The following is a 19,053-nucleotide window of genomic DNA, read 5'->3' as shown; positions in this document are numbered from 1 at the left end:
CTCCTTATAAATGGTTAGTTATATAAGTTTGTTCTGTAATGAACCCTTCTGCATAACTCACACCAGCTTCAAGACCAAACAGCTTGTCACGGGATTCTACACGTTCGATGTACCCGTTCGTTAGGGGTGTATCGATACTTTCTATCGTTTTTACAAACTGAGATGGATAAGCTTTCAATGCTTCGATCTTTGCATTGTATGACTCTGTTACGTTAACAAAGAGTTGTGGTCTCTCCACACTGTTGATCATGTAATAAAATATATTTTTTACTTTGTGTGCAGGAAGATGTTTTGGATCTTGAATATTTTTTATTCCGGCAGAAAAGACGGCTTCTTTTACGAGACGTGCACAGTTTGCGTGATCTGGATGACGATCGATCCAATAGGGAGCAAACACATATTGAGGTTTATGCTCTCGAATAACTGAAACCAGTTTTAAAATATATTCTTCCTGCATATATAGGCCGCGGTCAGGTAACTGTAGGTTACTTCTTGTTCTTACTCCTAAAAGTTCTGCTGCTCTTTCAGCCTCTTTTTTCCGGATGTCGACGGTGCCGTTCGATGACAGTTCTGCTTCTGTTAAGTCACAGATGATCACGTCACGACCTCTCTCAGTTTCTGCTTTAATCGTAGCTCCCATGCCGATTTCTACATCATCTGCATGAGCGCCAAAGGCAAGCCAGCTTTCAACGGTCATTTTTTCTCTGACTCTCTTTCATCTATTATTTTTCTCCAATCCAGATCTCCTCGTTCGAGTGATCGAATAAAAAGTTCTGCTGAAGCCAAGTTTGTTGCGAGCGGAATCTGATATACATCACATAAACGCATCAGTGCAGATACATCAGGCTCATGAGGCTGTGCAGTCAACGGATCTCTGAAAAATAGTACAAGATCAAGATCATTTTCTGCGATCAATGCTCCGATCTGCTGATCGCCGCCTAAAGGACCAGATTGGAATCGTTTGATTTCAAGCCCCGTCGCTTCATTTATTTTAAAACCTGTCGTTCCTGTCGCAAACAGGGTATGTTTTTTTAGGATCGGTGCATATGCGACGGTAAAATTGATCATATCGTTCTTTTTCTTATCGTGCGCAATAAGAGCTATCTTCATAGTATCCCCTCTTATTCCATAATATTTTCAAGGCCGTATACAAGACCTTCAATGTTCATAACACTTTCTACCGCAAGTCGTACACCAGGCATGAAAGACGCTCTGTTCATAGAATCATGACGGATCGTTAAGACTTGACCCTCACCACCGAAGATGACTTCTTGATGCGCGACCAGTCCAGGTAATCTTACACTATGAATACGGATTCCTTCTAGTTCTGCGCCTCGTGCTCCTTTAAGGTCCTCTTTTTCATCAGGATGACCTTGTTTCTTTTCATCTCGCACTTCTGTTATTAGTTGCGCTGTTTTTAATGCTGTTCCTGACGGCGCATCCAACTTTTGATCGTGATGCTTTTCAATGATCTCTATATCCGGAAGGTATTTCGCTGCCATCTGAGAGAACTTCATCATTAAAATGGCACCGATCGCAAAGTTTGGTGCGATGATGGCACCTGTTTGTTTTTCTTCAGCCAACGCTGTTAGACGTTCGAGATCTTCATTGGAAAAGCCTGTCGTTCCAATTACCGTGCGAAGACCGTGGTTAAGCGCCAACTCAAGGTGCTTTTTGCCGATATCCGGACGCGTGAGATCTACAACGACATCTGCTTTTACAGCAGCAAGGCAGTTTTCCATATCATCGTAAACAGGTGCTTCCATAGAATGTGGTGCACCTGATAGATCCTTAACTTGAAGTCCGTCATTTTTTGAATCTACTGCAGCCACTAGGTCAAAATGTGGAGTTTCCTCAATCATCTTCAACGCTTCTTGGCCCATCTTTCCTCGAGGTCCAGCAAGTATGATACGAATATTATTCATGAGTAGTCTCTCCTTCTTTTTTAGTCCATCTGTCTTTGTCTCGTGTTTCAAACTTATTCATTACTGTTTTTAACGCATCGTCAAGATCTATATCGAGGGAATTTGCCAGACAGATCAACACAAAGAACATATCTCCAAGTTCTTCTTCGACCGTCTTTTTATCCTCTGTTGATTTCTTCGGTTTCTCTCCATAATGATGGTTCACTTCACGGGCTAGTTCCCCTAATTCTTCTGTTAAACGTGCAAGCATAGCTAAAGGACTGAAATAGCCTTCTTTAAACTGTGATATGTATTGATCTACAACGTCCTGACTCTCTTTTAATGTACGATTGGCCATGATGTTGACACTCCTCATTCAATATTAGTCTTCTTTATGTTATCGGTATTTTTTCTGTTTGACAAATTTCATGAAATTTCGCTTATAATAGGAAGGCATGACTAAAAACAACCTTAGTATCTTTGTAGAAAGTAGGCCTCATATGACTTATCCAATCAAACTAAAAAATATTTTATTTATCTTACTTGGTGCTGCCATCTTTTCGTTCGGAATCGTCCACTTTAATATGACGAACAATTTGGCCGAAGGTGGTTTTACAGGGATCACGCTTATTCTCTATTTTCTTTTCTCGATCGATCCTTCTTATTCTAACCTGGCACTTAACATTCCATTGTTCTTTGTCGGCTGGAAGCTGCTTGGAAGAAATGCCTTCATCTATACGATAATTGGAACTGTTGCCGTATCGGTATTTTTGTTTATCTTTCAACGTTTTTCATTTGTTACGATCAACCTTAAAGAAGATATGACACTTGCTGCTTTGTTTGCAGGGGTATTTATCGGAGTTGGGCTAGGAATCATCTTCCGCTTTGGTGGAACGACAGGCGGAGTGGATATCATCGCAAGACTCGGTCATAAGTTTCTAGGCTGGAGCATGGGTAAAACGATGTTCATCTTTGATTTCGTTGTTATCGTTGTCTCGTTAGTCTATTTAAACTATAAAGAAGCGATGTACACACTACTTGCTGTTTTCATCGGGGCGCGTGTAATCGACTTTATGCAAGAAGGTGCTTATGCTGGTAAAGCGGTCATGATCTTCTCGGATAAAAATACCGAGATCGCAGCAGACATCATCAAAGAATTAGACCGTGGCGCAACCATCTTAAACGGTAAAGGTTCTTTTACAGGGAACATCCGTGAAGTGCTGTACTGCGTCATCGCTAAGAACGAGATCGTCCGCATAAAGCAAGTGATCGAGCGTATCGATCCGCATGCATTTGTTACCGTAAATGACGTTCATGAGGTAATCGGTGAAGGTTTTACTTTAGATGCTGATAAGAATCCAATAGGCAGATAGAAAAAAGCTCCCGATAAAGTATCGGGAGCTTTACTGTTAGATTAATATTAATCGTCTTGGTTCATCCCTAAGAACATGAAGATGAAACGTGCTAGTTCGAGTAATGCTACAAGAGCACCAGCTACATACGTTAAGGCAGCAGCATTAAGTACTTTACGAGCACCTCGCTCTTCGTTGTTACGAATCAGACCTGTTGAAACGATCTGGTCCATCGCACGAGAGCTTGCATTAAACTCAACCGGCAGTGTAACGAACTGGAACAATACAGCTACTGACATGAAGATGATCCCTAAAAGGAACATGTTCATCGAGCTTAAAAGCATACCACCAAGAATCAATAGAAACGAAAAGTTAGATCCGATGTTAGCTACAGGAACTAGAGCATGTCTGAAGCGTAAGAACGCATAACCTTCTGCATCTTGAATCGCATGCCCTACTTCATGGGCTGCAACGGCTGCGCCTGCAATCGAACTTCCGTAATAGTTATCTTCAGATAAACGAACTACTTTACTGCGAGGGTCGTAATGATCAGATAACATCCCTCTGACTGGCTCTACTTGAACACTGTAGAGTCCGTTTTGGTCTAAAATCTCTCTTGCTACTTCTGCACCAGTCTTTCCTGTGCTGTTACTCACCTTCGAATACTTTTTGTACGTGCTTTTCACTCGCATCTGAGCCCAGATTGGAACGATAAGCAAAATTGCGAAGTAGATTAAAAATCCACCCATCGTTGGCATTCCTCCATATAAAAAGCTTTTGATACTCACATTTTACGTTTTCAGCTCACAGTTTGTCAAAGAAAACGCATGACTCATGACCTACTAACGTTTATCCGGCACTCTCAATCCATCTTGCTGATCACCTTTGTATTTTCTCCATCCTACGTAAGCTAGTGTTGATGATATGATTCCACCGATTGAAAATATTAGCCAAAAGAGCGATGGCTCTGAGTTATCTTTTTTTGCGAAAAACAGTGCTTCAAAATCAGCAGCCGCTGTCTCAAGCTGTTTTTGATGAGCAGGATCTGTAAGAATCTGACTGCGGTTCGTATCAACGTAAGAAACATGTTCATCGAGCTTTTCTAAATCTTCGTCTTTCAGGTCAACCATTAAAGCTGGTCTGACCGTTTCGTAACGTTCAAGTAAAAGATTGGCTGCTTGATGAAACGCCACCGAATCATCTTCACTGATTCCTTTTTCCATCGTGATAAAAGGCTCGAGCATCATCAGCCCTGTTTTTTTCCATAACGGTTCATAATCGGTCTGAAGGGCATCCACTAATAAACGAACTTCGGTAAGCTTGTTTAGCTTTTTTTCCTTCGACCACTCGGGATTCTGAAGAGAAGATACAGCATCTCTGAACGTGTATTCTACGAGACGCTTCTGTTCAGGTCTTAAGGACAAGACGTCTTCTATATGAGTGATATTAGCTGATGTAAACTGCAGCACGCCAGCTGCTTCTTCATATCGTTCTATCTTACCAAGCTCCCAGATCTCACTCGTAAGCTCATTTATCTCAGACCATTCCTTCGTCTCTGTATGATTTGATGCAAATACTGGCATAGCAAGTCCAAAAACCATACAAAGAACCATCAATGCCCATCCAAACCTTCTCATCCGTTGTCCCTCCTGTACCCTTATACTTAAAACGTATGAGAGCTGGGACAAGGATAGACCTATTAATAAGGAATTAGAACGTGTTCTTACGCTTTTCTCATCTTCCAAACAATGAAGATGGATAACGCAGATAACCAAAAGGTCAAGTATCCGATCATGTCTTGATACGGATCAAGAATGTCATATCGCGGCATCATGTCAAACACGTAGTCGATGATTTCGTTATGAAATAGAACGAGTGCAGCAAGCGTTACATGCCAACCCTTGATCTTATAAAATGGAGCGTATAACAGACCTTGAACCGCCATACCGAGGTGTGAAAAGATAAGCATGTAGTTTATAAGATCCAAAGGCGTCCCAACAAAAGCACCACCAAGATTCATCCCTACGGCCCATATGCCATACTTAAAAAGCGTCGCAACGGCCAATGCCTCGATCACTCCATGCTGCTTATCCCTCAAAAACCCGATGATGACAAAGACAAAAAACAGAGATGCTGTTGGACTATCGGGTACGAACGGCAAAAAGTACCACGGTGTTTCTTGAAGCTGATAGAGGTACCAATAGTAACCGTAGATCGTGCCTAGTATGTTGATTAAAAGAAGTGCTAGTAAGAACATTCGATCCATGATGATCGCTCGAATCCAGGCCATAACCACATACTCCTTTATCATTACTGTGTTTCGTTTTCATTCAGAAAAAAGCCGGCCCATACCGAGCCGGCTTCAAACATTTACTTCTGTTCTAGTTTTGAGATAAATTCTGCTAATTGTTTTAGCTCATCATCAGAACCTTTAAACGCATTCGGCGGCATGCCTGGTGGCTTACCTTCTTTTGCGATTTTCATGATTTCTTCAGGCTTCAAACCTGTTCCGATCAATGATGGTCCTGATGCTCCACCTGATAACGTGTTACCGTGACAGCCTACGCAGCTCTGCTTTTGGTAGATCTTGTAGCCAGGGTCGTTTTCATCAAAACTTACATCAACGATCTTACCTTGAGTCTTCGCTTTTTCCCAATCGTGTGTCACAACAGATTCCCATGTTAGATATGTAACAGAGATCAAACCTAATAACATTAATCCAGTTGCGATCGGACGTTTAGAAGGACGTCGCTCCAACCCTTTGTCCAGGAATGGCGCAAGCATTAACGCACCAAATGCTAGACCCGGTATAATAACAGTACCGATAAGAACATAATCCCCTGCCGCATACTTGTACTTCAGAAGCTGGTATAAAAATAGGAAGTACCAGTCTGGTAGAGGAATATATCCAGCATCGGTAGGATCTGCTTTTTTCTCCAAAGGAGATTCATGGACGATTGTTAGGATAAGGTATCCGATCAAGAATACAGCTCCTACCATCCATTCTTTTAAAAGAAAGTTTGGCCAGAACGCTTCCGTTTTTCCTGGAAACTCCGAATAATCTTTTGGAATATTCGGCTTGCGCTCAGCAGGGACACGAGAGTCACCGACAAACTTCATTCCTTTACCGCGATGCATATATTTCCCTCCTTTGCTCTTATGAAACTTTAAATCTTATGTTTGTTCTTACAACGGTCCGGAAATACCTTGTTTACGGATCATTAAGAAATGGGCACCCATCAAGCCTAATAATGCTGCAGGAAGGAAGAATACGTGAATCGCAAAGAATCGCGTAAGCGTCTGTGCTCCGATAATCTCTCCACCGGCAAGGAATGTCTTTGCGATCGGACCAACAACAGGAATCGTCATAGCGATCTCAATTCCTACCTTAGTCGCAAATAGCGCTTTCATATCCCAAGGCAATAGATAACCTGTAAAACCTAAACCTAACATAACAAAGAAAATAAGTACTCCAACAACCCAGTTTAATTCTCTTGGCTTCTTATAAGCTCCCTGGAAAAATACGCGCAATGTATGTAGAAACATCATTACGATAACAAGGCTCGCGCCCCAGTGGTGCATTCCGCGTACGATCACTCCAAATGCCACTTCATTTTGCAGGTAATATACGGATTCCCAAGCATTCACGATATCAGGCACATAGTACATCGTTAAGAACATACCTGAAAGAATTTGGATAACCGTGATGAAGAAAGTTAATCCACCGAAACAGTAAACAAACGCAGAAAAATGATGTGCGGGGTTTACGTGTTCAGGTACTTCATGGTCTGCAACATCTCTCCAAAGCGGCGTAATATCCAGGCGCTCATCTACCCAGTCATAAATCTTTTGTAGCATTCATTACGCCCCCTTTCTTGGTTTTGCCTTTCCTAAATAAAGCTTTCCATCTTTCACCTGGCTGTCATATACATCAAGTGGTGCAAGAGGTGCAGTTCCCTTAACATTCGTTCCATCCTTCGTATAACGGCCTAAGTGGCAAGGACAGAAGAACTGGTTAGGGTGCGATGGATCTGTATTCCAGTCTACCGTACAACCTAGATGTTTACAGATTGGAGAAAGTGCGATAAAATCACCATTCTTCGCTTTATAAACCCAGGCAGATTGAGTGACATCAGACTCGTACCAGCCATCTTTTTGTTTGATTTTAAAATCGAAACGCTTTGGTTCGTTCGCGATCTCTTCCACGCTCGTAACCGCTACCAATTCTTGATCTGTTCCCTCTTTCAAAATCGGATCAAGGGCGAAACGGACCATTGGCATAAGCATGCCGGCAGCCATAAATCCACCTACGCCAGTTAATGTGTAGTTTAAGAACTGACGTCTTGAAATATCTTCCTTTGACATTGTTTTCCCCCCCTTATGCTGTAAATGACGGTCCATCCGGACTTTTACACACATATTACTAGGACATAAACATGATAGCTTATGTTGTCTTTTAATGTCAATATGACATGTGGTAAATATTACGAATTTATACTCCTCTGCCAATCGTTGAAAATAAGCTGAAACAACGGTTTTACCTGCTCTTTTATCACTTCTAATTTATACTTCTCGTCCATTGTTTCTAGCGGCAGAGCGGGTACCCAAAACAATTGCCCTGAAAGCTGCTGTTCGAATTCCTTCCAATACACATCGCTAGTCATCAGAAAGATATGTTTGAAATGGCCGGAATTTTTTACGTGCTCTAAGAAACTAGTTAATCGTTCAAGAGCCTGATCATTTTTTACGTATGTAAAATTAGGTGACAAAAACAACCTGCCATGCAGCTGACGCTCGATCTCTGACGTTAGCAATTCTGTATACTCGGACATCGTCACGCTCGATTTGAAGTCGTGAGAGAAGCTGACTGGTGTTAACGGAATCAGTATCGAATCTACATACTCACCAGATTTTAAGAATACATCTGCGTCTTTTGTTTTCCATTTCATAAAAAAATCTCCTTACTTGGTATGTACTGCTTCTTATCGTACCATATTTTTCTCTAGCATAATGTGGTTGGCTAAGAAAATAGGTAGATTTGTAGATGCCGAAATAAGTCTAAGTATGTCGACTTGCAGATAAAGTGATCAAACTTTTGGATTGCAGGCTAAAACTTCTGGATTCAAAGCCTGATTTCGTGGATTGGGTGCAATATTCCATGTTCAAGGTATAAAAATATTGCGCGCAAACGTTAGCACACAAGCCACATAGCCCACAAAAAAGACGACCCTTTTTCTTAAGAGTCGCCTTCACACAACTAGGATGGCTGTTTTTCTAAACTTTTTAGTTCATTGGTCCATTTTGTAAAACTATCATAATCCTTTTGGTCTAGTGCTGCATCGATCTTCGCCATAATATCATTCTTGCGGTAGGTTTCAATCGACTTCTCTAAGACCATTTCCGCCCAGATGCCATATTTTTTGTCCATAGACATGTTCTGTGGCAAGTGTGGGTTCTCTTCTAATACAGAAGCGTACTCGGGCGTCAGACGTGATGCGTTAAAATTAAGCTCAAGATAGATCTCTTCTTCTTGGTTCAAGCGGATGTCGTGAAATGATTTTTCGGCATCAGTCGTTAGAACATTTTGCTTGTAAAAACGGAACGGAACTCCGTCTGTGCATTGAGTTGACATGATTATGGCCTTTGGACAATATTCAGCTTTCTCTACAAAATGTACCTTCTCCATCAGTTGGTCATCACTAACTAAATAGTTTAATAACCAAACACATTCGCGCTTCTTTAACTGATAATGATTAAGGAACCATTTGATAAAATCCTTTTTTTCAAGGACCGAAACGGTGCTGCTCATTGCAATCCCCCCATCATTCAAAAACACGTCATCTTGATAATAAATATATTCTCTCACTGCTCGTAAAATCCTTCTTCACTTCAGAAAGTTTTAAAAATCTTCCAATCGATTTAAAACGTCTTCAATATCGTCTCGTTCAGGGCTTTTGTTCAACAGATTCTGCAGAATAGATTTCGCTTTCTTCTGGTCGCCTTCCTCGATGAGGAAATAAGCATATTCTTCTAAGAACACCGGGTCCTCAGTAAATAACAGAGATGCTTTTTCGTACCATTTTGCGGCTTCACTATAATCTTCAGTTTCTTTGTTTGCTGTAGCGAGATGCCAGTACATGAGCGGTATCTCCTCTTTTGTTTCAGCTAGTGATTTGTAGAGACTGAGCAGATCATCAAATCGTTCTTCAGAAATGTACTGATCTCCTAACCGCAATAACGGTTCTATACGTGTAGGATTGAGTTCAAGTGCTTGTTTCACCCACTGTTCTCCTTGTTCGGGATTGTGGAGTTTATAAGCTAACCTTGCAGCTTGCAGATAGATATTCTCGTTATGTTCATCTCTCTTTAACCCTTCAGAGATAACGTCATATGCTTCTGTTAGTGCCCCTTCTTCTTCATACGCTTCAGATAGTACACTATAAAGGGTTGTATAATCAGGATCCATGTCTTTTAGTTCCTCAAGACTTGCGATCGCTTCTTTAAACTCACCTGCTTTAAAAGCAGTTACTCCATGACCAAACAAACTGTAAAGGTCTTTATGGTGATCCAGACCTTTTCTGTAGAATGGAAGTGATTCCTCAAACTTACCTGCTCTGCTTAGTGCTTCGGCATATCTTAATGTAACATCTTCAATTTCAGCTTTTTCGTCAATCGCTACTTTTAATAGTGGCAAACTTGAATCAAATTTACCTTGCCTTAAATAAAAATCACCTAAAGCATAAGCGAGCACAGGATGTTTCTGGTCCTTTTGATGCGCTTCTGTCAACTTACGTTCTGCTACTTCTGTCAGTCCAAGACTTTCATAAAGATCCGCTTGAAGGATGAGTGCTCTTAAATATTCGTCATCTTCTTCGGTTACTTGGTCCAAATACTCGATCGCTTTCTCATCCATGCCTTCATCCAAGCAGCATTCTGCAATGGATACGAGCAGCTCTCCATCTCCAGGGTATTTTTCTAGCAACTCATTAAAAAGGTTCATCGCTTCTGTTGTATGACCCCAGTTCAAGTAAACTTCTGCGATTTCAAATTTTTCTGGGTCGCCTGCTTTTTGTTTTAGTTTATCTAATAAGCTCATCCCTTTTTCGACGTCACCATGTTCGACAAGCCTTATTGCATCTTGGATTTCGTTCACTAATAAAACTCCCTTATCCCTTGTATTCTTGTGACTATTATACACGAGATATAAGAGATTCTCCAAAACGACGTGGCTTTACTACAATAATTTCTTTTCCATATCCCTGGTGCTTCTCTGGAACATTCTCTGAAAAGACGATTGTGCCTCTTACGATTACAGCCTGTAACGTTTCATTCAAACCATCCGTACGGTAAATACAATAGTCTGCATCACTGCCAGCGAACAGACCGCCTTTTACAGGGTATAGACCAAGCATCTTTAAACTAGGCAACGAGATCGGTTCTGCTTCACTCAAATCATGAAAAAGTGTTGGAATTTGATGTTTAATAGATAGCTCGTTCCATTTTCTTTGCCACGTTTTTTTCAACTTCTGATCCATGTCTGATGGAAAGGTTGGGAAGATCACTGTTCCATAACTAAAATTTGCTTCACTGATCCTCTCCCAGATCACATGTGTTAACTGAGTAAAATCTTTACAGATCAACTCGATGAACGGAATTCTCTGCTTTCGGCAAAAACTTATCATTTGTGGAGTGATTTTTTCTGGAGACATGCTAAGACCCATACAATAGTCTATCGAACTGGATATTAATAAGTGCCTCGTTCGTTTCAACTCTGTTTCAGCTTCATGTAAGTAGCTGACTTCAGCAGATGTTAGAAGAGTGGTCGTACCCATTCTAACTCGTTCACCCAGATTCTGCCTTACCTTTTCAATAGGCAATCTATTTAATGACATAAGAGGACTGATATGCCCAGGAATCATCTTTAAACCATGCATAGACATCTTCATCACATTCATTCTAAGAGGGCCCTGTGAGACGTAGGAGATTTTTTGAGAGTCTACTAGATAGGAAAGAACAGTATCTGTACCGAGCGATTGCAGCGGGCGCTCAATAATATATCGCATAGCTCGCCTCCTTTTTTTCTCTATAGGACAAGTTATGATAGAAACGAGATTTTTATGATAGAAAATATAATGGAAATAAAAAATGAGGACAAAAAAAGTCCTGACATGTAAGCGCTGTCAGGAAAGTATAATATGGATAGGAGTGGAGAGAAACCATATTACATTCATTATAAATAGAGCTTATTTAAAATGCAACACTTTTTTGAAAATTATGAAAATAGCCCGATGTTAGCAAAAATGATCGGGCTATTTTCATAGAACTTATTTGTTTACTTTCTCTACAACAGAGTCAATATACGTTCCTAAATGTTCGATGATCTCTTTGTTTTGTACTTCTTCACCGACTGTGATTCGTATCATAGTAGGAAACCCTAATGCACTTCCTGATCGAACAATATATCCTTTACGCAAAAGATAATCAAACGCTTTATCTGCATCAGATTTTACGTCGATCAGGATAAAGTTTGCTTCAGAAGGATAGTACAACAGTCCTTTATCATCACAAAATGCATAAAACAGTTCAAGACTTTTCCTGTTTTTCTCTTTACATTCTCTAATGAACGTATCATCTTCCAATGCTCCGATCGCAGCAGCTTGAGCGATTCTAGATGTGTTGAAAGGTTCTCTAGCTGGCTCGATATACTGGATGATGGAAGATGCAGCGACTCCATATCCAATTCGAAGCGCAGCTAGTCCATGGGCTTTTGAGAACGTTCTTAAGATCACTAGATTACTGTACTTCTCCAAGTAATCTAGCGTGTTTGGATAATCAGCAGCTGATACATATTCGTAATAAGCTTCGTCACTTACTACGATCACGTCAGACGGTACTTTTTCCATAAAGCTTACAAACTCTGACTCCGGAATATAGTTTCCAGTCGGGTTGTTCGGGTTGCAAAGCCAGACGATTCTCGTATTTTGATCGATCGCTTCAAGCATCGCATCTAGATCATGATTTCCTTCGTTCAACTGAACCTCTCTCACTTCAGCTCCTTCAATAACAGCATTATGTCTGTATTGTGGAAAAGTAGGAGCTGCCATCACGGTATTGGTTTCAGGAGATAGATAGGCTCGGCAAAGAATTTGTACCACCTCATCTGACCCGTTTCCAAAAATGATCTGGTCTTGTTTCACTTGAAGTTGGTTTGAGAGTTTTTCTCTAAGCTCAGCTGAATAACCGTCAGGATATACATGAAGCTGTGAGAGCTCCTCTCTTATCTTTTCTTTCGCAAGATCCGAACATCCATAAGGGTTCTCGTTTGAAGCGAGTTTTACGATTTTCTCTAGTCCTAGTTCACGCTTCACTTCTTCTACTGGTTTACCTGGTTTGTAAGGTTTTAAAGATAACAACTGCTGTTTCGGCTGCATTTTCCCACTCCTTTTTAACGACTATAGACAGGCAGCAAAGACTCAATATACGATTTAAACGTTTTAATCGCTTCCTCCCTATTCGTTAGCAGGTCACTCTCTAGTTCCTCGATCTTTTTGACGATCGCACTACCTACGATGAACCCATCACTGCTGCCATCAAACTGCTGGATCTGTTCTCGCGTAGATAGTCCGAATCCTACTAAGACAGGAACACGGCTGTTTCGTTTCGCGGCTTTTAAGAAATCATCCAGTCCCGCTCTAAACTCACTTCTAACTCCTGTCACACCTAATGAAGAGATACAATACAAAAAGCCTTCTGCCTCTCTGCTGAGTTTTGCAAGCTTTTCTTCACGGGTTGTAGGAGAAACGAGCGAAATGAGAGCAAGGTTATGTTCTGAACACATTTCTTGTAGATATCCGCTTTCTTCATACGGCAGATCAGGCACTAAAACCCCGTCCACACCGCTGTTCTCTGCTAACTTCAGGAAACGATTTTCTCCTAATTGTAACAAAAGATTATAATAAGTAAAGATAATTACCGGAATCTTCAATCCTCTTTCACGAAGCTTAGCAACGAGCTTTACGGTTTTTTCAAGATTCATGTTTTGTGCCAAACCTCGCATACCTGCCCTCTGAATAACAGGTCCATCCGCCAATGGATCTGAGTACGGAACACCTAGCTCGAGCGCATGAGCTCCACACTCTTCTAGGGCTAAAGACAGTTCGATCGTTGCTTCTTCACATGGATCTCCAGCCATGATGTACGGAGTGAAACGATAATCTGAAGAATGTTGAAAGACTTCCCATCTCTTGTTCATCTTTATTCGCCCCCTTCTTCAAATTCCATCAGAGTATGAACATCTTTGTCGCCTCTTCCTGATAAACAGACGACTACATGCTGATCTTTTCGCATTTTTTTTGCGAGCTTCAGACTATAAGCTACAGCGTGAGCACTCTCTAACGCACATAGGATTCCTTCGTTCTCACATAAAAGCTTTAAGGCCTGTAATGCTTCTTCATCTGTTACTGCTTCATACGTTACTCTTTTTGTCTCATGAAGGTAGGCGTGTTCAGGTCCTATCCCTGGATAATCGAGTCCCGCTGAGATCGAGTATGGTTCTGTGATCTGTCCTTCGCTCGTTTGAAGAAGCTTCGTCAATGAACCGTGAATCACTCCATTTGAGCCTTTAGATAATGTGGCTGCATGTTGTGCCGTCTCTACACCCATCCCTGCTGCCTCTATACCGTATAGTGGAACCTCTTTCTCGATAAAGGGTGCGAACATGCCGATCGCATTACTGCCGCCTCCTACACAAGCTACAACAGCATCTGGAAGCTTCTCGTGATGAATCTCTTTAAATTGACTCTCTGTTTCATGACCGATCACTTGCTGAAATTGTTTGACCATCTTCGGATAAGGATACGGTCCTACAGCAGAACCGATGAGATAAAATGTATCTTCTACCGCAGCAACCCATTCTCGGATCGCTTCATTGGTAGCATCTTTTAACGTTTGGCTGCCGCTCGTGACCTCGATCACTTCTGCACCTAACAGCTTCATGCGAAATACATTTAGTGCTTGTCTTCTAATATCTTCTTTTCCCATATAAACTTTACAAGATAATCCGTACTTAGCTGCAACGGTCGCTGCTGCTACACCATGCTGACCCGCTCCGGTCTCAGCGATGATCTTTTTCTTTCCCATCCTTACTGCTAAGAGCGCCTGGCCGATCGCGTTATTGATCTTATGGGCTCCTGTATGGTTCAGGTCTTCTCTCTTTAAATAGATCGATGCTCCGCCATTGTACTCACTGAGACGATCTGCTCTTGTTAAGGGAGTCGGACGGCCTGAATAGATCGCTAGTTCTTTTTGAAAAAGCTCATTAAATTCTTTATCCTGTATGGCTTCATCGAAAGCCGTCTCTAACTCTTCAAGTGCAAACATGATCGTTTCTGGGACGTATTTCCCACCGAACACACCGTATCTTCCTCTATGATCAGGTACTGTAGCTGTAGTCATCTCATTATCATCCTTTCAAGAGTTTCTATTCTTTTTAAGCTTTTTCTTCCGTTTTCTTCGATACCACCACTCAAATCGATTCCGTGCGGATGAAGTCTTATTAGTTCTGAAACATTATCTGGTCTGATTCCGCCAGCTATGAAACACGTAACTCCTATCCTCTCTGCTGTTCTCATCATGTTAGGAACTTCTTCCCAAGAAAAAGGAATACCTGTACCTCCGAACTGCCCTTTAGCTACTGAGTCTACGATAAGACTATCTGCCGCTTTTCCATATAACTCTATTTCATTTAAAACGTGTTCACTAAAAGGTAGTGCTTTATAGATTTCTTTGTTGCAATGAACTCTTATTTCCTTGAGCTGTTCAACCGTTTCAGTACCGTGACATTGGATGATGTCTATCGGAACCGTGCTGATTACTTCTTTGATTCGTTGTACAGTTGCGTTTTGAAAAACGCCCACGAGCTTTTTAGATTTTCCATACTTCTCAATCCAGCTGTTCACTTTCGTAGGATCGACTTTTCTTTTACTTTCAGCGAATATGAACCCGATCAGATCTGCTTTTGTTCCAATGAGCAGCTTATAGTCCTCTTCAGACTGACAGCCACAATATTTAATTTGAACAGTCATGATAAAGCTCTCTGATCTTAGTTTCTATCGAGTCCGCTCTCATCAATGTTTCTCCGATCAACATTCCGTTCACTCGGTGATCGAATAGGCTTTTAACATCTGAAGCTGTTTTGATGCCACTTTCACTGATAACAAGAGTTTCTTCATTTATAGACGAAAGAAGAGAAAATGTATGCTGGATATCTGTTGTGAACGTCTTAAGATCACGGTTGTTTATTCCGATCATCGAAGGGTTGCAAACGTCGTAAACTTGCTGGATTTCCTGATGTGAATGAACTTCGACCAAGCACTCTAGCCCGCATTCTGTTGCTAGTGCATGAAGCTTCTCTAACCGTTCACTTGGTAAGCAAGCTGCAATGAGCAGAATCGCATCCGCTCCATTCTCAACGCTCTCAATGATCTGCTTTTCATCTATGATGAAATCCTTTCTTAAAAGAGGCAGCGAGACATGATTGCGAATATCTTTTAAATATTGAAGATCTCCTTGAAAGAACTCGGTGTCCGTTAAGACGGATAAACAAGATGCGCCAGCTTTTTCATATTCAACAGCGATCTCTACAGGATTGAAATCTTCTTTAATGATTCCTTTTGATGGTGAAGCTTTTTTCACTTCAGCGATCAACGCTGGTCTTTTAAAAGAGTTTGCAAGTGTATAAGCAAAAGGTCGATGATCTTTATCGGTAAAATCCAGTTCACCTTTCTTGAATGAAGGGAGAACGGCTATTTCTTTTTCTTTTTGTTCCAATATTTTAGTTAACATGTGCACTCGCCTCTTCTTTCGTCATTTCTTCAAGATGATAATATGCGGATTTTGATCGTAGACACTGTTTGATGATCTCCACTCCGTCTCGAATACTTGAGACTCGTTTTGACGCAAACAGAGCTGCAGCTGCATTTAGGATGACGATATTACGAGCTGATTCATTTCCTGCACCTTGTAGGATGGAACGAATGAGCTCAGCACTTTCTTGTTTGTTCTTTACCGTTAACTCACTTAGATTTCCTCGGCTTAATCCTGCTTCCTCAGGTGTGTAGGTATACGTTACAACTGTGTTGTTCTCAACTAAAAACATCCGTGTATCACCTGTGATCGAGCATTCATCCAAGCCTTCTTTACCTGTAACAATCAATGCTCTTTTGATCCCGAGCTTATTAATCACTTCAGCGAGCTTTTCAGCAACTTCTTCATTGCTTGCTCCGATCAGCTGATACGTCGGTGCCATCGGATTTAACAGTGGCCCGATACAATTGAAGATCGTTCGAAAAGGGAGTTGCCCCCTCAACGAAGCAACCTTTTTTAGTGCCGGATGAAAATATGGTGCGTGCAAGAATGCTATGTCGTGTTTATTCAGTTGCGAATTGGCTTCAAAGTGGTTACTTGACGCTTGAATGCCTAGAGCTTCTAGCACATCAGAGCTTCCACTTTTTGAAGTGACTGCTTTGTTGCCGTGCTTCGCTACTCTTACCCCTAAGGAAGCGAGTATGATACTGACAGCGGTGGATATGTTAAAAGTCGATGCTCCATCACCACCGGTACCACAAGTGTCCATCAGTTCATGGTGTTGTGAGGATTCAGCCTTTCTTGAGAGCTTTCTGATCGCTTTAACAAAACCAACGATCTCATCTACCGTCTCACCGCGAAAGCTCATGATACTTAGAACAGAACTTGCTTGAGCATCTGTAACATCACCACTCGCTAATTTCTCCATAAAATAAAAAGCTTCATTTTCTGTTAATGTTTCGTGTTTCATTATTTTTTGAATGATATTTGAAATCATATGAACACCCCTTAATCGTTTTGGTTGTTTTGTCTACAATCAAAAACGTTCAAGGCGGAATAGGAAAGGATATGATCATATCTGCACCTCCGTTAAATACGGAGAATGAGGAGGATATAAGAGGTCGATCTATAAGGGAACATGTACATGCTTCTTAAGAAGCAAACAAAAAAGCCATGCAGAAATAACCCGCATGGCATATATACATATCCATTCTCGGCTCTGCTCCACTCAAACTCTCTCAACTTGTCTCAACTATGCTCTAAACTCTAAACTAAATGACACAATTACATGTGCTCTAAACTTATCAGTTACATTAAACTATTGTAGGAAATCTGTCAACAGATTTACAGCGTTACAATTTTTTTTTACTTAAGTTTTCTATAAAAGAACGGTTCTACCGATTCCAAGTCGTATAATCCAGGATTGAAGATCTGCTCGGTACTTCCCACAAATAGAACACCACCTTTTCGAAGCGCTTTGCTGAATTTTTGATACAAAACCGTTTTTGCTTCTTCCGTAAAATAAATCATCACATTTCGGCAAACGATGAGATCAAAATCAGATTCAAAACGATCTGAAAGCAGATTCTGCTTCTTAAATGTTACTTGTTTTTTGATAGAATCTGAAACGCTGATACCAAGTTCCTCTTTTTTTGTATGTCGGGCAATTTTGTCGCTCGGAACATCTTTGATCGCTTTTTCAAAATAAAACCCTTTTTTTGCTTGGTCTAACACTTGTTGATCTAGATCTGTTGCAAGTATTGAAAACCTTGAAAGTCCTTTTTTGTAATCTGATAACAACATCGATAGGCTGTATGGCTCTTCTCCTGTGGAACATGCGGCACTCCATACTTTTAAAGATGACCTGTCTTCAACTAACAGTGGAATGATTTTTTTCTCGAGCACATCCCATCGAGCAGGATTTCGGTAAAACTCAGAAACGTTAATTGTCATGCGGTCTAAAAACTCAAGAAGCAAATCTGAATTTTTTGTGAGTGCACGAAAATAGTCTGCAAATGTTGTAAATGATCGCTTGTCTCTCAGTGCAAGGAGTCTGCGTTTCATTTGCGCTTCTTTGTACAAGGAAAGATCTATTCCTGTTTGGTCATTAATGCTCTGTTTAAAGCTTTCGTAGTCCGTGTCCATATATCTCTCTCCAATTCAGCTGCCATGCATATTTAATCTCTACACATATATATCGGAAGCTGATACGGATTTTTGCATACTAGATGAATGAACATTACAGATGGCTGGTGCATTTATATTATTATTTTATCCGTAGGAAGTTGTCGATTTTCGTAAATTATAGTCGACTTGTCATTATAATAGGTGAATTGGTGAAATTACGTTGTAAATCGGTCAAATTATTACGAAGAGAGGTAAATTTAATAATGAATTTTGGCAAACTCATATTGTTAAAGGTTCTCAAAATAAAAAACCGGCGCGGCGGCCGGTTAAAACGCTTTCATTTCCATGTAAAATTAAATCCAAACTGCAACTGCTTTATCATAAGAAACAAGTTCTTCTTCTTTGAAGAAAAGACCGATCTCACGGACAGCGCTTTCAGCAGAGTCAGAACCGTGGATGATATTGTTGCTTACTTGTACAGCATAGTCTCCGCGGATTGAACCAGGAGCCGCTTCAGATGGGTTTGTTTTGCCCATCATGTTACGAGCTGTAAGAATAACGTCCTTACCTTCCCAAACCATAGCAAATACTGGACCAGATGTAATAAACTCAACTAGTTCGCCGAAGAACGGACGCTCTTTGTGCTCACCATAATGTTCTTTTGCAAGATCTTCAGAAATGTTCATTAGTTTAGCACCAACAAGTTGAAAACCTTTCTTTTCAAAACGGGATACGATTTCTCCGATTAACGCACGTTGAACACCATCAGGTTTTACCATTAAAAACGTTTTTTCCATGCATTCCCT

General features: G+C 40.9%; 23 protein-coding genes. 1 reads left to right on the top strand and 22 read right to left on the bottom strand.

Annotated elements, in window-relative coordinates:
• Window positions 1-4: 4 nt before the first annotated feature.
• From bshB1 to IHV12_RS16995, 4 genes are read right to left on the bottom strand one after another with little or no spacing between them, the layout of a single operon-like run.
• The gene (gene bshB1 / locus IHV12_RS17010) at window positions 5-697 is read right to left on the bottom strand and encodes a bacillithiol biosynthesis deacetylase BshB1 (protein WP_197191558.1); all 693 of its coding nucleotides are present in this window, start codon (window positions 695-697) and stop codon (window positions 5-7) included.
• Window positions 694-1,110: a methylglyoxal synthase gene (gene mgsA, locus IHV12_RS17005; RefSeq protein ID WP_197130605.1), complete on the bottom strand. Its 417-nt coding sequence runs from the start codon at window positions 1,108-1,110 to the stop codon at window positions 694-696. The genes bshB1 and mgsA overlap by 4 nt, the downstream gene beginning before the upstream one ends.
• Window positions 1,111-1,121: 11 nt before the next feature.
• The gene (gene dapB / locus IHV12_RS17000) at window positions 1,122-1,925 is read right to left on the bottom strand and encodes a 4-hydroxy-tetrahydrodipicolinate reductase (protein WP_197130608.1); all 804 of its coding nucleotides are present in this window, start codon (window positions 1,923-1,925) and stop codon (window positions 1,122-1,124) included.
• Window positions 1,918-2,262: a nucleotide pyrophosphohydrolase gene (locus IHV12_RS16995; protein ID WP_137789064.1), complete on the bottom strand. Its 345-nt coding sequence runs from the start codon at window positions 2,260-2,262 to the stop codon at window positions 1,918-1,920. The genes dapB and IHV12_RS16995 overlap by 8 nt, the downstream gene beginning before the upstream one ends.
• Before the next feature lie 142 nt (window positions 2,263-2,404).
• On the opposite strand from IHV12_RS16995, the gene IHV12_RS16990 reads away from it, so the two are divergent.
• Window positions 2,405-3,277 (top strand): YitT family protein, encoded by an 873-nt coding sequence (locus IHV12_RS16990; RefSeq protein ID WP_197130611.1) that lies wholly within the window; start codon window positions 2,405-2,407, stop codon window positions 3,275-3,277.
• A 47-nt stretch (window positions 3,278-3,324) separates the two neighbouring features.
• Here IHV12_RS16990 and IHV12_RS16985 read toward each other — a convergent pair whose 3' ends face one another.
• The 18 genes from IHV12_RS16985 to ndk all read right to left on the bottom strand — a co-directional run bounded on the left by IHV12_RS16985 (window position 3,325) and on the right by ndk (window position 19,044).
• Complete coding sequence (locus IHV12_RS16985) at window positions 3,325-4,005, bottom strand: zinc metallopeptidase (RefSeq protein WP_137789062.1); 681 nt, start codon at window positions 4,003-4,005, stop codon at window positions 3,325-3,327.
• A gap of 93 nt (window positions 4,006-4,098) precedes the next feature.
• A complete protein-coding gene (locus IHV12_RS16980) occupies window positions 4,099-4,893 on the bottom strand; it encodes a sporulation protein YpjB (RefSeq protein ID WP_197130615.1) in 795 nt (264 codons plus the stop codon).
• 86 nt (window positions 4,894-4,979) lie between these two features.
• Window positions 4,980-5,546 (bottom strand): DUF1405 domain-containing protein, encoded by a 567-nt coding sequence (locus tag IHV12_RS16975; RefSeq protein ID WP_197130618.1) that lies wholly within the window; start codon window positions 5,544-5,546, stop codon window positions 4,980-4,982.
• Between the two features lie 80 nt (window positions 5,547-5,626).
• The gene (locus IHV12_RS16970; protein ID WP_197130621.1) at window positions 5,627-6,394 is read right to left on the bottom strand and encodes a menaquinol-cytochrome c reductase cytochrome b/c subunit; all 768 of its coding nucleotides are present in this window, start codon (window positions 6,392-6,394) and stop codon (window positions 5,627-5,629) included.
• Window positions 6,395-6,442: 48 nt separating this feature from the next.
• A complete protein-coding gene (gene qcrB, locus IHV12_RS16965) occupies window positions 6,443-7,114 on the bottom strand; it encodes a menaquinol-cytochrome c reductase cytochrome b subunit (RefSeq protein WP_066241815.1) in 672 nt (223 codons plus the stop codon).
• Between the two features lie 3 nt (window positions 7,115-7,117).
• A complete protein-coding gene (locus tag IHV12_RS16960) occupies window positions 7,118-7,621 on the bottom strand; it encodes a ubiquinol-cytochrome c reductase iron-sulfur subunit (RefSeq protein ID WP_137789058.1) in 504 nt (167 codons plus the stop codon).
• 119 nt (window positions 7,622-7,740) lie between these two features.
• The gene (locus IHV12_RS16955) at window positions 7,741-8,205 is read right to left on the bottom strand and encodes a YpiF family protein (protein ID WP_197130624.1); all 465 of its coding nucleotides are present in this window, start codon (window positions 8,203-8,205) and stop codon (window positions 7,741-7,743) included.
• 308 nt (window positions 8,206-8,513) lie between these two features.
• Window positions 8,514-9,065 carry a ReoY family proteolytic degradation factor gene (locus IHV12_RS16950; RefSeq protein ID WP_197130627.1) on the bottom strand — a complete coding sequence of 184 codons (552 nt, stop codon included), beginning with the start codon at window positions 9,063-9,065 and terminating at the stop codon, window positions 8,514-8,516.
• A 90-nt stretch (window positions 9,066-9,155) separates the two neighbouring features.
• Window positions 9,156-10,409 (bottom strand): tetratricopeptide repeat protein, encoded by a 1,254-nt coding sequence (locus IHV12_RS16945; protein ID WP_197191557.1) that lies wholly within the window; start codon window positions 10,407-10,409, stop codon window positions 9,156-9,158.
• Window positions 10,410-10,446: 37 nt separating this feature from the next.
• A complete protein-coding gene (locus IHV12_RS16940; protein WP_197130634.1) occupies window positions 10,447-11,319 on the bottom strand; it encodes a hypothetical protein in 873 nt (290 codons plus the stop codon).
• Between the two features lie 261 nt (window positions 11,320-11,580).
• On the bottom strand, window positions 11,581-12,687 hold the full coding sequence (hisC, locus tag IHV12_RS16935) for a histidinol-phosphate transaminase (protein WP_197130637.1): 1,107 nt from the start codon (window positions 12,685-12,687) through the stop codon (window positions 11,581-11,583).
• Between the two features lie 14 nt (window positions 12,688-12,701).
• Entirely contained in the window at window positions 12,702-13,508 is an 807-nt protein-coding gene (trpA, locus tag IHV12_RS16930; protein WP_197130640.1) for a tryptophan synthase subunit alpha, read from the bottom strand.
• 2 nt (window positions 13,509-13,510) lie between these two features.
• The gene (gene trpB / locus IHV12_RS16925) at window positions 13,511-14,710 is read right to left on the bottom strand and encodes a tryptophan synthase subunit beta (protein ID WP_197130643.1); all 1,200 of its coding nucleotides are present in this window, start codon (window positions 14,708-14,710) and stop codon (window positions 13,511-13,513) included.
• Complete coding sequence (locus tag IHV12_RS16920) at window positions 14,707-15,339, bottom strand: phosphoribosylanthranilate isomerase (protein ID WP_197191556.1); 633 nt, start codon at window positions 15,337-15,339, stop codon at window positions 14,707-14,709. Before IHV12_RS16920 ends, trpB begins: the two co-directional genes overlap by 4 nt.
• A complete protein-coding gene (trpC, locus tag IHV12_RS16915) occupies window positions 15,323-16,099 on the bottom strand; it encodes an indole-3-glycerol phosphate synthase TrpC (RefSeq protein WP_197191555.1) in 777 nt (258 codons plus the stop codon). Before trpC ends, IHV12_RS16920 begins: the two co-directional genes overlap by 17 nt.
• Window positions 16,089-17,117, bottom strand: coding sequence for an anthranilate phosphoribosyltransferase (trpD, locus tag IHV12_RS16910; protein ID WP_255552635.1), 1,029 nt, complete (start codon window positions 17,115-17,117; stop codon window positions 16,089-16,091). The genes trpC and trpD overlap by 11 nt, the downstream gene beginning before the upstream one ends.
• A 368-nt stretch (window positions 17,118-17,485) precedes the next feature.
• Window positions 17,486-18,265, bottom strand: coding sequence for a CheR family methyltransferase (locus IHV12_RS16905; protein WP_197191553.1), 780 nt, complete (start codon window positions 18,263-18,265; stop codon window positions 17,486-17,488).
• A gap of 335 nt (window positions 18,266-18,600) precedes the next feature.
• Window positions 18,601-19,044, bottom strand: a complete 444-nt coding sequence (gene ndk, locus IHV12_RS16900; protein ID WP_197130658.1) for a nucleoside-diphosphate kinase — start codon at window positions 19,042-19,044, stop codon at window positions 18,601-18,603.
• Between the last annotated feature and the right edge of the window lie 9 nt (window positions 19,045-19,053).

Origin of the sequence: Fictibacillus sp. 7GRE50 (assembly GCF_015903875.1) — a bacterium.
GTDB lineage: Bacteria > Bacillota > Bacilli > Bacillales > Fictibacillaceae > Fictibacillus > Fictibacillus phosphorivorans.
This window is presented reverse-complemented; position numbering and strand designations above follow the sequence as displayed.